This is a genomic window from Pseudomonas orientalis, from assembly GCF_001439815.1.
GTDB lineage: Bacteria > Pseudomonadota > Gammaproteobacteria > Pseudomonadales > Pseudomonadaceae > Aquipseudomonas > Aquipseudomonas orientalis.
In genome coordinates, this window is sequence record NZ_JYLM01000003.1 from 433,852 (window position 1) to 447,346 (window position 13,495).

10 protein-coding genes and 1 pseudogene are annotated in these 13,495 nt (G+C 58.0%); 5 read left to right on the forward strand and 6 right to left on the reverse strand.

The window, feature by feature from the left end; genetic code table 11:
• Positions 1-483 precede the first annotated feature (483 nt).
• From TU82_RS10165 to ung, 4 genes are all read right to left on the reverse strand, one after another.
• Positions 484-2,673 (reverse strand): autotransporter outer membrane beta-barrel domain-containing protein, encoded by a 2,190-nt coding sequence (locus TU82_RS10165; RefSeq protein WP_420892988.1) that lies wholly within the window; start codon positions 2,671-2,673, stop codon positions 484-486.
• Between the two features lie 307 nt (positions 2,674-2,980).
• Positions 2,981-5,008, reverse strand: a complete 2,028-nt coding sequence (locus TU82_RS10170) for a hypothetical protein (protein WP_057723073.1) — start codon at positions 5,006-5,008, stop codon at positions 2,981-2,983.
• Positions 5,009-5,295: 287 nt separating this feature from the next.
• On the reverse strand, positions 5,296-7,260 hold the full coding sequence (locus tag TU82_RS10175; protein WP_057723074.1) for a hypothetical protein: 1,965 nt from the start codon (positions 7,258-7,260) through the stop codon (positions 5,296-5,298).
• A 192-nt stretch (positions 7,261-7,452) separates the two neighbouring features.
• On the reverse strand, positions 7,453-8,145 hold the full coding sequence (gene ung, locus TU82_RS10180) for a uracil-DNA glycosylase (RefSeq protein ID WP_057723075.1): 693 nt from the start codon (positions 8,143-8,145) through the stop codon (positions 7,453-7,455).
• A gap of 135 nt (positions 8,146-8,280) precedes the next feature.
• Between ung and TU82_RS10185 the strand changes: the two genes are divergently transcribed.
• The gene (locus TU82_RS10185; protein WP_057723076.1) at positions 8,281-9,393 is read left to right on the forward strand and encodes an enoyl-CoA hydratase/isomerase family protein; all 1,113 of its coding nucleotides are present in this window, start codon (positions 8,281-8,283) and stop codon (positions 9,391-9,393) included.
• 4 nt (positions 9,394-9,397) lie between these two features.
• Here the strand turns inward: TU82_RS10185 and TU82_RS10190 are convergent, their stop codons facing one another.
• Together TU82_RS10190 and TU82_RS29150 are read right to left on the reverse strand one after the other, a co-directional pair.
• The gene (locus tag TU82_RS10190) at positions 9,398-9,832 is read right to left on the reverse strand and encodes a DUF3757 domain-containing protein (RefSeq protein ID WP_057723077.1); all 435 of its coding nucleotides are present in this window, start codon (positions 9,830-9,832) and stop codon (positions 9,398-9,400) included.
• A 141-nt stretch (positions 9,833-9,973) separates the two neighbouring features.
• Positions 9,974-10,327: a hypothetical protein gene (locus tag TU82_RS29150; protein WP_082632001.1), complete on the reverse strand. Its 354-nt coding sequence runs from the start codon at positions 10,325-10,327 to the stop codon at positions 9,974-9,976.
• 279 nt (positions 10,328-10,606) lie between these two features.
• Here TU82_RS29150 and TU82_RS29560 point away from each other — a divergent pair.
• The 4 genes and pseudogenes from TU82_RS29560 to TU82_RS10205 form a co-directional block, all read left to right on the forward strand.
• Positions 10,607-11,371 (forward strand): annotated as a pseudogene (locus TU82_RS29560) (MCP four helix bundle domain-containing protein); the annotation flags it as partial.
• Positions 11,366-12,229 (forward strand): methyl-accepting chemotaxis protein, encoded by an 864-nt coding sequence (locus TU82_RS29565; RefSeq protein ID WP_420893035.1) that lies wholly within the window; start codon positions 11,366-11,368, stop codon positions 12,227-12,229. The pseudogene TU82_RS29560 and the gene TU82_RS29565, both read left to right, overlap by 6 nt.
• 72 nt (positions 12,230-12,301) lie before the next feature.
• Positions 12,302-12,514, forward strand: coding sequence for a cysteine-rich CWC family protein (locus TU82_RS10200; protein WP_057723079.1), 213 nt, complete (start codon positions 12,302-12,304; stop codon positions 12,512-12,514).
• On the forward strand, positions 12,504-13,196 hold the full coding sequence (locus tag TU82_RS10205; RefSeq protein WP_057723080.1) for a pseudouridine synthase: 693 nt from the start codon (positions 12,504-12,506) through the stop codon (positions 13,194-13,196). Before TU82_RS10200 ends, TU82_RS10205 begins: the two co-directional genes overlap by 11 nt.
• The last annotated feature ends 299 nt before the right edge of the window (positions 13,197-13,495 follow it).

Genomic DNA, 13,495 nt, shown 5'->3' on the forward strand with positions numbered 1-13,495 from the left:
CTCGACCGTACGGAAGAGAGGCGTATTAATACATCATTTATTTTTCGCACTTCCTTGTGACCGGATTAAACTCCTGTCCGGTTGGACATTGATCCGCAACCTTTATATAACGATCGATACTGGGGTAGTAAAGACACCTGTACCACCAGCCAGGCGATACGCTTCTGAAGTAGCCAATACTCGTGCAGGGTGGATCCAGATTTGGATAACCGTCACCCAACACTACCTCTCCAGAGTGACTGGAACACGCAGCGAGCAGCACGGCCATCCCAGCCGCCACTAGCGCCTTAGGTACAGCCCGCATCATTTTCTTCTTGAACGAATAACCCATGGGGATCTCCTTATATAAAAGAATGCCCACTCAGTTAGCGTCAAAAAAAAATAACCGCCTACTGTCAAACCTGACAGGTTTTAAACTTGACCGACGAACGGAAGCACCTCCTTCCCTATGAAGGAGGCGCCCGCCCAAGTTACCCGCGCGACTTAGAATGCGTAGCGCAACCCGACATTGATCCCCAACGGTTGCTTGATATTCTTGCCCACGCTGCGTTCCACGTCCGCATGCACGCTCAACTCCTGGGAGACCGACATCGCTACACCCGCGCCGAGTTTCAGCCGTGAGCCCGACAAATCGTTGTTGAACGCGTTGTCGTTGACGAACACTTTGTTGCTCTGGTCGAACTCATGACTGACGGCGGCCTTCAAGTAAGGCTGCAGGATGCCACCGCTGTCGAGTTGGATGTTATTGCCAGCAGTGACCCCCACTTCACCAATGACCGAACTTGAACGGTCACCCTTGGCTTTCAGACCGTTGTCCAGCGTGTAACTCTGGGCCTGAGTGATTACCGCCGACAATTGGCCATAGGGCTCCACGAAGTAACCGTCATCCAGCGTGATATGCCGACCGAATTCCGCCGAGGCGCCGGTGGCATTCTGGGTGTAGTTGCCTTTGCTCTTCTTGCCGTCGCTCATGGCGACATTGGATTCATTGTGCAAGCGGTTGAACTTGAGCACGCCGTCGAAGTAAAAGCCGCTCTCGCTGTCCAGCCAGGTTGCATAGCCACCCATGTAGTAACTGTTGATGGTCGCTTTGCTGCCCAGGTTAAGGTCCAGGTCCGATTGACTGTGCCCGGCCATCACGCCGATCAACCACTGCCCGTCGCCGGCCTCCAGCGGCGCATCCGCGCCCAGGGTGAAACCGCGCTGGCTCTGGTTATAACCCAGGCCTGTCTTGTCGTTGGACACTTCATATTTGTTGCCATAGGCGCGCGTCCACAAGCCGGCGCTCTGACCACCATTGAAACGCAGTTCACCCATGCGCGTGCGCAAGGTGGTCATTTCACCCAACAACACACTCGGCGCCGCGTTGAACAGCGCCAACACGGAGTTGGTGCTCGGGCTGATGACTTTGTTCTCCGGGTCGAGGTACCAGTCATGGTTTTGATTGTCGGACACCAGGTCATACGAATACGTACCGAGGTCGACCCGCCCGCCCACCAGGCTGAAGTTCGCCACGCCGTCGGCGGTGTGCACCATCTGCAGGCGCTCGGACAGCGGGTCAGCCCCCGTGCTCGCGATCAGCAGCTGATGGTCACCGGCAGAAGTGCCGGTTACATTCAGGAAGTCACCGGTCATCTGGCCAAAATCGGCCTTCATGATGAACGTACCGCCCGTGCCGGACAGGTTGCCCACATCCAACTTATAGAAGGCCCCCGAATCGCCGAACTTGACGTTACCGCCATTCATCGACAACGCGTTGAGCGCCTGCTGCCCGTCGACCATCACCCAGGTGGCATCGCTGTTGACCGACAGTTTATCGACATTGTCCAGACGCCCGGTCAGCACTGAGCCGTTGTTCAGACCAACGCTTGCGGTACCACCGCTGTTGATGATATCGCCATTCATGAAAGCGGCATCCATCTTCAAATCCAGGGCGCCGTCTTTGCCAACCTGAATGTTACCGCTCAGGGCACTGTTGAACACATTCACATCGGCCGCACCACCATGGTCGATTTCGAGCATGTTGCCGTTGCCGCCGTTCAGGGTGGTGCCATCGTTGATATTGATCCGGGTGCCGCCGGGGTAGTCCACCAGGATGGCGGCGCCTGTGCCGCCCACCACCTCGGTCTGGTTGAGGTTCAGCACCGAGGGGTTATCCACCGTAGGCAAGCGATACGCCACAATCCCGTTGGTGCCGCCGTATATGCGGCCGCCCTGGGTGATGAGTTGTCCGTCGTAAGCTCTCAAGCCGGCTTTTTCACCACTGACCTGGGTGTTGTTCAAGGCCAGCGTGCTCGAGCCACTGAGCACGATGCCATCTGTGCCGCCGGATATCGTGCTGTCGAACACCTCCACCGTCGAGCCACGATTCGATTGGGTGCCGACAATCATGCCTTCGGCCCCACCGCTGGATACGGAAGCATCGCGCAGCGTGCCCTTGCTGCCGTAAAGCGCCACGCCGACTTCCTTGCCTGCGGTATTTTTGACCGTGCCGCCATTCATGGTGAACGTGGAATCATGCGCCTGGACGCCCACAATCCTCGCCCCGTTGGACGTCAGGGTCGCCTCTTTGACAACGTACCGATCGTCCTGCGAGGCCCCGTCTATCACCACGTTCTGGCCTGGGTAGATGTTCAGTGCGTTGGCCTGTGTGGCCACGAATGTCATGGGCATCACAGCCAATACTTTGATAGCCAGCGATAAGCGAGAAAGACAAAATGTTGTTTCAGTAGTCATGGTAAGTACCTCTAGTCGGTGACTGAACAAGCCAAGCGATTTAAGGACCATCGACTCAGGCTTTCAGAAGCGGCAAGGGTACGTACAAGAAGGATAGGTTCATGTAGGCATAGTCCCAGTGATCGTAGGACTAATCCTAAATATGCGTAGGTAGCAAGTTTATTGCGGATAGGTATTTACAACGAGCGAAGGATACGAACCGTCAATACTGCCACTGCCAATGACGGTTCGTACCTTGATGCACTTAAGGCGTAGCGGGCGGGGCGCCGCAAACGGTGTTATCGGCATTGCGCCGGCTTACATAAAGCACTGTCGTGGGCGACTTGCCCTGTGTCACGCCGTCGGCCTTGAGTACTGTGTAAAAGAATTCAACACGGCCCAAAATCGCCGGCTGCACATAGGTGGCGAAGTCCACGAGGAAACTCTCCCCACCGCCGGGCAGGCTATGATCATTTGCCACCACAATCGGGGGCAGTATTTCCGCTTCGACGAGCTTGTTGGTGGACGTTAACCCCTCTCCGTACAGGGTCCAGAAGCGCCTGATCGTGTCACCCTGTTTCAAGTTGACCCGGTCCACGATGCTCGTATCGATACCCAGTTCAACAGACTGCTTGCAACTGATCGAGCGAAGCCCGCCGCCTGCGTCTACAGACTTGGGGAACTGTGGCGGCGTCAAATTCTGCAGCTCGCTGGCAAATACATCGACCAGCGTAGACTGGGAGGTGTCCACGTTGGCGTTCACCCCATTCGTCAGGCTGTACCAAACCTTCTTGTCCAGTTCGTTTCCGCCGGCTGCGATGACGGCCGCCGTAATAATGACGGCGAATGTCCCCGAGTCCAGGTCAGCCTGAGTCACGGCACGTGGGGAGGGGTAAATCGGTGTCCCTCCCCAGTAGAACTGAAGCAGGTGTCCCACGGCCGCGCCCGTATACACATCAAACTCAGCCGTCGCATTGCCGGTGTCACCCGGGCCGATTTCATTGACAAGCCCCTCGCTGGACGTCACGGTGACCAACGGCAGGTAATCCCTGACCGGGCCCGGATCGTCTGGGTCCCCAGCGGCGGAGCTGAAGTCCGCGGCCACCGCGATCGTGTTGGACCACGCTGAAGGGTTGCCCTCCTCTACCACACGGTAACGAAGACTGGCGGTGCCCGGCCCGCTGATTCCATAGATCGCGAAGAGAATGAGCCAGGGAATTTCGATTTTCGCTGGGTCAGTGGGGGTAGGCTCGGTAAGCAATGTGTGAGGAAATATCTGAGTACTGAGCGCACTCACCAGCTCGATTTGCACGATCTGGCCGGATCTGAAATTGTCATAGCCGAAAAGATGCACTTCTGCCAATTTCAATTGTGCGTCCCGAAGATCCAACGGCGCCGCCGGTACCGCTGGATCGCTCAAGTTCTCCGGTTGCGGCGTCAATATATATTCAACTTCTCTGAGTTTTGGCGGATAAATGGTTGAGTTTTTGGAATAGTCAAAGTAACGATACGCCATACGATCCACGCGTGTACCGCCATCGACAACTTCGTCCTTGGTCAGAGAAAACTCGATCGGCGATGTATCAAGCGGCAAGTTTGTTATTATTTTTATCGGATCAGCATCCGTATAGGTCTTGTAGATGTGAAGTGTATCGAGCGGACGCGCAATCAAGCGTCCAGGCACACTGCAGGTCAGCTTATCGCCATTGGCTGCCAGGGAACTCAGCGTGACCTTCCCGTCCTCCGCACCCGCGACCAAGGTAATAGCGTCCAACAAAATACCGCCGGCAGGGCCCACCGTATCGACGTTCACCGGAGTAGTGCCGGAGGGCTCACTACCACCAGACCCCAAAAAAACCTCATAGGTTAAGCGATACTCCCCGTGGTTGGCTATATCATCGCCTTTGATGTTCGTTTCATAGGGCCACGTCAGGCTTGACAATGGTTTGGAGAAATCATGACGGTTTCCGTAAGTCACGCCATTAAGGAAGAGCTGTAACGTATCCGGGTTAGTACCGGGAATAGGAAATGTATCGTCCCACATAGTAATTTTGAGATTTGCCCCTTCCGTTTGCGCGACGATAGTTTCCATCAGGTTAGGCGGCAGACCCGACTCGGGGGGCAGGGCATTGGTGACTACAATGTCGGCCACCGCTCGCGGCGCGTGAGGCGCAAGCCCTTGAGGCACAGGCTGTGCCAATGGACCGTTACTTGGATTACAGTTAGCCCCCGTAGCACTCGACCTGCTTTTTTTATCGATTGAAGCGGGTTGTGTATTGTTCGACTTAGCCATTGCTACATACTCCTTTGAGTAAGAGACGCTTTGCATTTATCGCCAGCCGCACGAGACGATTGACCGTTTGATTAAACCCCCTTTTTCCCCACTGCACAGCCTGTCAAACTTGACAGCTGCGTACTCGCACAAAATGTGTTTCTAACTAACAGCATGGCGTGGGTGTTTTTTAATAGCCTACTTACGCAAAAACCAGCGCCGTTGATGCTATTTAATCTAAATCCGTCGCAGTCGATCTTTATCAGACAAAAAAAGGGGCTTTCGCCCCTCTTAACAAGCACCAACATTTATTCACTGCCGTCATGCGGCCCCAGGCAAGTTCCGCCGCCGCTTATTTTCAAATCGATATAGATAAGTTTTCTGGACGACAAGCCGGTGTCGCCCGTTCTCTTGAACAACCGGTACTGTACGACCGCCGAGCCAAAGCCCGGTACCAATCCCGGCGCGGTGATCAAGTCGAAGGGCAGAATGCGAATTTGCGCATAGCCCCTGTCGTAATCATCGCTGGTCAGTTCATACTCAAAAAATACCTCAGTGCCTCGGAACGGTTCACCGCTGCCGTCATTCGTCGGATAACTCGCCCAATATAAATGCACGCAGTCAAACGGCTCGAAATGGATCGCATGCCAGGGTATGCCAATGTAGACGCCCTCATAAGGTGCCGGGCTGGTCCCGCACGCGATAAAGCCCAGTTCGCTGTCATTGAGTAATAACGGGCTTTTCAAACCGGTCAGCGTATCAAGACGCACCCGCACCGAGGCAGAGGGACTGCGCTGCCTGTTTATCCCGTTATCTGTCCAGTAATAGACTTCGGCCAAGGCAATGGAGGATGCCACTGCCCACGATACCCATAAGATGATCAATTGCCCGGCCCTATCGCCCGGCTGCACGTCGTAGACCGCGACGATTTGGTCATCGGTGTTCCAGCACAGCTCCAGGCGTTCGCCAACCTTGGGGTTTACAAATAAAAGCACTTCCACGGGCACGGGCCCCGGACTGTCAGCGGAGGTCAGTATATTGTCGCCCGTCACGCCTTTCACAATCGGAAGGGCCAACTTGCGATTGATCGGATCAGGCCCGCTCGGGTCAGGGCCGGCCACCCTTAAATCGACTTCATAGAAGCTGTCCGGTGAATCCTTTGAGGCAGTACCTCGCCTATATACATAGCGCACACGCAATGGATAACGTGTAGAAAACCCACCCGCCGCAACAATGGCCCAGGCCACGCTCGCGCGAATCGGCCACGTCTGCACCTCGCCGATCAGCTGGATGTCGAGCGCATGCGTATTCCAGAAGGGATGAATTTCATCCTCCGCTTCTGCTTCATCTATACGCGTGATGGTGACCGCCAACCACCGCCTGACATCGTCCAGCGTAACCACACCGTCCAGCTCAGCCGACTCGATAAAGGGCCGTGGCAAGTCCGGCAAAACAACCGGGGAGGCATAGAGCTCGATCGGGTCGGAAAACTGGCCGACGTTACCTCCCCGGTCTTCAAGCCTGCAGGAAGCGAACCTTTTACCCCGGCCACTGGCACGCACGTGCGCCTCAGGAATGAGGCCCCGGATGGGCGCGCCCAGAACGTGCTCTCTCGTAATGAAAAGAGTGCCCGCCAAACCCACGTTCTGCAGGTCTGCATAGTAGTACGGGACCTCATCCCCAATGCGCATATCGAACCAACGCGCCAGCTCGAAAGGCAAGCCAGCGTGCCTGACCAGATAGTCATCGGTAAGCTCGTAGCGAGCCTCTTCATCAACCTGCAACTCTGGGGCGGGGTTGCCACCATTGGGCGGGGTTTTATCGACGTTTATCAAGGTCGGAAATGAGTCGGTCGGGCCGATTAAACGGGCGCTGACCCTGTAGATAAGCCGGCTGATACCGCCGTTCGACAGAATCGACGCAGGCAGATACTGCACCAGTGGAAATAGAGCGTCAGGGTCGTACGGGCCCTGAATATGGTAGGAGTGCACCGCCACATCATCCCAACGATATTCCACTGTGGTTACCATGTTCTCCGTATGGAGATTGAATGGCCAGACCTTTGCAATCGTGACCTCCAGGTCCTGATCATGGAGCTGGAGCGGCAAAGTCCTGGCCGCTTCGTCCCATTCCAGAGGCAACGTCTGGGAAGGGTTGGGAGCGTCCAGTTCCAATATCGTCGGATCATCTGCGCCAGGAAACTGCGGTCGTTGCAAGCCCGATCGCGGCAACAGGGCGCGCCGGCGTCGTGCGGGCGAGTTCGAATCAGACATATCCCCACCTCCTTGAACATTCAATTGGCAATCGACCGAGACGGTCGATACGCTCAGGTCTGGCTACTTATTGAATGCGCAAAAAAGTGCGACGGATACTGTCAGATATAACAGGTAACCGGTGTGACCGATGAACGTACAAAAACCGGAATGAGGTCAAGCAACGGGCGATGCGCCACTGCCCGACCGTATTCAGGCGGGCGGCAGTGCCCAGTTGATCGGCGTCTCGCCATTCTGCTCAAGAAACTTGTTGGTGCGGCTGAAATGCCCGCAACCGAGGAACCCGCGATACGCCGACAATGGCGACGGGTGTACCGAGGTCAGTACCAGGTGTTTGGTGGCATCGATCAGCTTCTGCTTGCTCTGGGCATGCGCGCCCCACAACAGGAACACCAGATGCGGTTGATGCTCGCTGACCACCTCGATAACCCGATCGGTAAAAAACTGCCAGCCCTTGCCGGCATGGGCGTTGGCGTTGGCGCGCTCCACGGTCAGGGTGGTATTGAGCATCAGCACGCCCTGGTCGGCCCAGCTTTGCAGGTAGCCGTGGTTGGGGATATCGATGTTCAGGTCACGCTTGAGTTCTTTATAGATATTGACCAGCGAGGGCGGCGCCGGCACCCCCGGTTGCACCGAGAAGCACAAACCGTGGGCCTGGCCGGGGCCGTGATAGGGGTCCTGGCCGAGGATCACCACCTTGACCTTGTCCAGCGGCGTGGAATTGAGTGCATTGAAGATCAGCGGGCCCGGCGGATAGATCTCTTTGCCGGCGGCGTGTTCCTGGCGCAGAAACTCGCGCAATTGGCCCATGTAGGGCTTGTCGAACTCCTCGCGCAGAGCGTGTTTCCAGGTGGGTTCGAGTTTGATGCGGTCGCCGTCGGTCATGATGAGGTCATCGAGTAAAAAACAATGGGCGAACCCTAGGAAAGCCGACCCCGCTTGTCAATTGATCTGACACACCACCGGCAGTTTCTCGCAGAGCGATCATACTGACCCTTCACCTTCTGGATTGAGGTCACGATGAACCTGCACTTCGAAGAACTCACCGGCAACCACGGCGCCCGCATCGGCATCGCCAGCCTGGATGCGCAACAATCGCTCAACGCCCTCTCCCTGCCGATGATCCTGGCATTGGACGAACGCCTGGACGCCTGGGCGAAGGACCCGACTATCGTCTGCGTATTGCTGCGCGGCAACGGCCCCAAAGCCTTTTGCGCAGGGGGCGAAGTGCGCAGCCTGGCGATGGCCTGCCGTGAACAACCTGGTGTTGTGCCCAACCTGGCCGCGCAATTTTTTGCCGCCGAATACCGCCTCGATTATCGCCTGCATACTTATCCGAAACCGCTGATCTGCTGGGGTCACGGTTATGTGCTGGGCGGCGGCATGGGCCTGTTGCAGAGCGCGTCCGTGCGTATCGTGACGCCCAGCAGTCGTCTGGCCATGTCGGAAATCAGTATCGGCTTGTACCCGGACGTAGGTGCCAGCTGGTTCCTGTCGCGCCTGCCCGGCAAGCTCGGTGTGTTCCTGGGCCTGACCGGCGCCCGTATCAATGGCCGTGATGCCCTCGACCTGGGCCTGGCCGACCGTTTCCTGGGCGATGACCAGCAAGACGAATTGCTCGACGGCCTGTTGCAATTGAACTGGCAGGAACAGACCGCGATGCAGCTCAACAGTTTGCTCAAGGCCATGGCCCAGGAAGCCGTCGAACAGCTACCCGAGGCACAATGGTTGCCGCGTCGGGGGCTGATCGACGCGTGGCTGGATGTGGGTGACGTGGCGGGTGCCTGGCGCGCGTTGAGTCTGCTCAAGGATCACGCCGACCCACTCCTGGCCCGCGCCGGCAAGACCCTCAGTGAAGGCTGCCCGTTGACTGCGCATCTGGTGTGGGAGCAGATCCGCCGCGCCCGACATTTGTCACTGGCCCAAGTGTTCCAGATGGAATACACGCTGAGTCTCAATTGTTGCCGTCATCCGGAATTTGCCGAAGGCGTACGGGCAAGGCTCATTGATAAGGATCAGGCCCCCCGCTGGCACTGGCCGGATATCCATACGGTTCCCGAGGCGGTAGTGCAGGCGCATTTCAACAAAGCATGGGAAGGTAGGAATCCTCTGGCAGACTTGTCCGATTATTGACAGCTTATCGTCGGTTATTGCTTATGTTAAACGCACAATTATCCGGTCGGTTTTCCTTGCATAGATAGACCAATTGGTCGAATGATGCTTTATCGCGCTCCCAATGCAAGCTGTCCGTCAACGCCATGCTCCTGGTCACGCCTGACAGGCGCGGGCGCATTACGACAAGCTCGTCGCGCTGATTTTTGTACACGCATTTTTCGACCAGCCCGTTGTTCCGATCATCGCCTTTCTCCGGCGCAAACACCGCGCCGGAGAAGGCGCGTATGAACTCGCCAGGCTCAACCTTCGGTCCCTGCCACAGCACGCCGCTGGTCTGGTACTGGAAATAGCCTGTATCGGTTTGGATCTTCGACTTCTCTGGACAGAACTGGTTGGCTCGCGCTTGGCCGATAATGCAGACGAACAGTACGAGCACGCACATCACGTGTTTGAGCATAGACGGCCCCTTCGATGACTACACTGTTTTCCCCAGTGAAATACATCTTCGGCGTCAAAGATAGCTGTTAATTCTGACAGTACCGACAAACGGCGGGCAAAAAAAGCGGCGCATCGTGCGCCGCTTCTCCCAAAACCTTTGTCAGCGGTGACCTCCGCGCCCACCGCCATGATCGCCACCCCGCCCGTGCCCGCCGTTGCCCCACCGGTTATCTCCCCATCCCTGGTTTGGATAAGGCCGGTAGGCAGACCTTGGGTAGTAACGTGGCGCGGGTTGGTAATAACGCGGCGCCGAGTAATACCGGGGGGCCGGATAGTAGCGTGGCGCGGGTGTGTAGTAGCTGCGTCCGTAATAACGAGGACCGCCGTAATAGTAGGCGGGTGCCGGTGCGGTGTAGACCTCGGAGCGATAGTAAGTGGTACCTCCATCGTAATAGGGCACGCAAGCTGACAGGGTCAGGCCGAGTAATGCAGTGAGCAGCAGTCGTCGATACATGGCGGCCTCCTGGACCGCGGAAGAGCTCTACCAGCGACGCTGGTGAGCGTCATTCGGTTTTAGCCAAATGACACAAGATAAGACATCAAAAGCCGAATCTGGTGCGTTTCAGTAACAACTTGATACATCACAGCGGGGCCAGGGGAAGGGAGCTGTATCGATTCAGTCATTTTTTGAAAACCGAAACTTTGTCGCTTACAATAATGTCATTGTGATATCGCACAACGCCACTGAGGCCCTGGAGTGCGCCCTCCCGCTATCTACCGCCGGATTCAAGCCATGAAAATCGCTACCAAGCTGCTGCTCTCATTTTTACTCTGTGCCGTGATCACCCTGGTGGTCGGCCTGCTGGGTATCAAAGGGGTCGTGCGGCTCGCCGCAGCCCTGGAATCAACGTTTTCCAACAACCTGGTGTCAGTCAGCAACACAGCCGCCACCCTGAACGGGCTGGTGGCGCACAACCGTGGTCTGTACCGCCTGCTCGACGCCGGTAACGGTGATGTCGCGCAGCAGGACCGCGACCGCGTGCGCCAGGATATCGCCAACGAACTCAAGCGCAGCCAGGCGGCATACACCACCTACCGCGCCACGCCGCTGGAAGATGACGAGCGGGCCGCGTGTGAGACCTTCGACAAAGTCTGGCCGTCTTACCTCAGCGACTCGGAACGCGTCCTGAACCTGCTCGACAAGGGCCAGGTCGACCAGGCCCGCACCGAGCTCAATACCACCAACAACGAACTGTTCCGCCAGGCCCGCGAGCTGATCCGCGTGATGGTCGAATCCAACAACCGTCAGATCAAGGAAGGCGCCATCGCCGCCGAGGCGCTGCGCGACAGTGCGCTCACCTGGATGATCAGTGGCATCGTCCTGGCCTTTATCATCGCCATCATCGTCGGCATGCTGATCACGCGCCTGATCACCCGCCCCATCGCGCAAGCCGTGGTGAGCGCGCAACGCATCGCCGACGGCGACCTGACCCATGCCATCACCACCGAGCGCACCGACGAAGCCGGGCAGTTGCTGGTGGCGCTGTCGAACATGCAGGGCGGCCTTAAACACACCCTGCTGGAAATCGCCAACGCCTCCGACCAACTGGCCTCGGCCGCCGAAGAACTCAGCGCGGTCACCGAAGAAAGCACCCGGGGCCTGACCCGCCAGAATGATGAAATTCAACAGGCCGCCACCGCCGTGAACCAGATGACCGCAGCCGTTGACGAGGTGGCCGGCAACGCCGTATCGACTTCCCAGGCCTCGAGCCAGGCGACCACCGAAGCCGAGGAAGGCCGTGAGCAGGTGGCACAGGCCGTTTCCGGGATGAATTCGATGGTGGTAGAGATCAACGAGTCGACGCAATCGGTGCAGGGCCTCGCCAGCCAGGTACGCGAGATCGGCAAGGTGATCGATGTGATCCGCGCGATTGCCGACCAGACCAACCTGCTCGCCCTGAACGCTGCGATCGAGGCGGCCCGTGCGGGCGAGCAAGGCCGTGGCTTTGCGGTGGTGGCGGATGAGGTGCGGGCGCTGGCCCACCGCACCCAGGTGTCCACGGTGGACATTGAAAAAATGATCGGCGACGTGCAAGTCGGCGCCGACGACGCGGTGGCGGCGATGAACAAGAGCCTGACGTGGGCCAACAACACCCAGGTGCTGGCGCAGAATGCCGGTGAAGCCTTGCAGCGTATCACCGCCAGCGTGGCGAAGATCAACGAACGCAACCTGGTGATCGCCTCCGCCTCGGAGGAACAGGCCCAAGTGGCGCGTGAAGTCGATCGCAACCTGCTCAACATCCAGGATCTGTCGACCCAGACCGCCGCCGGCGCGCATCAGACCAACGCCTCCAGCCAGGACCTGTCGCGCCTGGCCACCTCATTCAGCGTGCTGGTCGGCAAGTTCAAGCTGTAAGTAGCCTGGCGCCCACCGGCGCTGTATCGTGCAAGGCCAAGCACACCTTGCCCGATACAGCCCGACCCGCCCATGACCACCCCAACCCTATGCCCCGCCTGCGGCGCCCGTAACGACTGCAGCCTGGCCGACCCGCGCACGGCCGACCAGGCCTGCTGGTGCTTCAGCGTCACCATCGACCCGGCAGTGCTCCAGGCGCTGCCCGACGAACTGCGCAACAAGGCCTGCCTGTGCCCGCGTTGTGCCCAGGTGGACCAACAGTTGCGCCGCCACGATGCGCCTTGATCGCTTCCTGAGTAACCTGCCGCGCTTTAATCGCAAGCAAGTGCGGCTGCTGTTGGCGCAACGTCGGGTTACTGTGGATGGTACGGCGGTGAGCGACCCTCTTCATGAGGTGCTGGCGTTCAGTTGCGTGCGCGTTGATGGTGAGATACTGCAGGCGGGCACACCTGCGCGCTATTTCATGCTGCACAAGCCGCAAGGGTGTGTCAGCGCTACCTGCGATCCGCAACACCGCACTGTGCTCGATCTGCTCGATGAACCGCACAAGGACGCACTGCATATCGCCGGGCGCCTGGACTACAACACCACCGGGTTGATGCTGATCACCAATGACGGCCAATGGTCGCGGCGCCTGACGCAACCGGCGACCAAGTTGCCCAAGGTGTATCGGGTGGAAACCGAGCAGGACATCGGCCCAGACTACGCGGCGACCTTCAAGGCGGGCCTGTACTTCGCCTTCGAAGACCTCATCACCCAACCCGCCGAGCTGGAATTACTGGGACCGAGGACGGCGCGCTTGAGCATCATCGAAGGCCGCTATCACCAGGTCAAACGCATGTTCGGGCATTTTGATAACAAGGTGATTGCCCTGCACCGCGAGCGCATGGGCCCGCTGCACCTGGATGCAGCGCTTGCGCCGGGCGCGTATCGGGCACTGACTGACGAGGAAATCCGCCTCGTCTGACGACCGCCCGGCCGCTGATGGCAAAAAACCAGTTGCGCCGCTTGCGACATTCCAAGTCTGTGCTTGAATCAACTTCACCCGCTGAAATATGACTGGCGGGTCACCTATAACCTCCAAGAAACACCTTGCCGCGCCCGCGCTTGATCAACGGGCCGTCCCGGCAAACATCCCGCCCTGATAACCGATGTCGGCCAGCCGCAATCGGATCGGCCTGGGCGCTCAGCTTCCAGGCGTATGCCTACCTGTCATAAAGCTCGTGCACAGTCATTTGCGCGCCCTACCCGCTTGCCAGGAGTCTT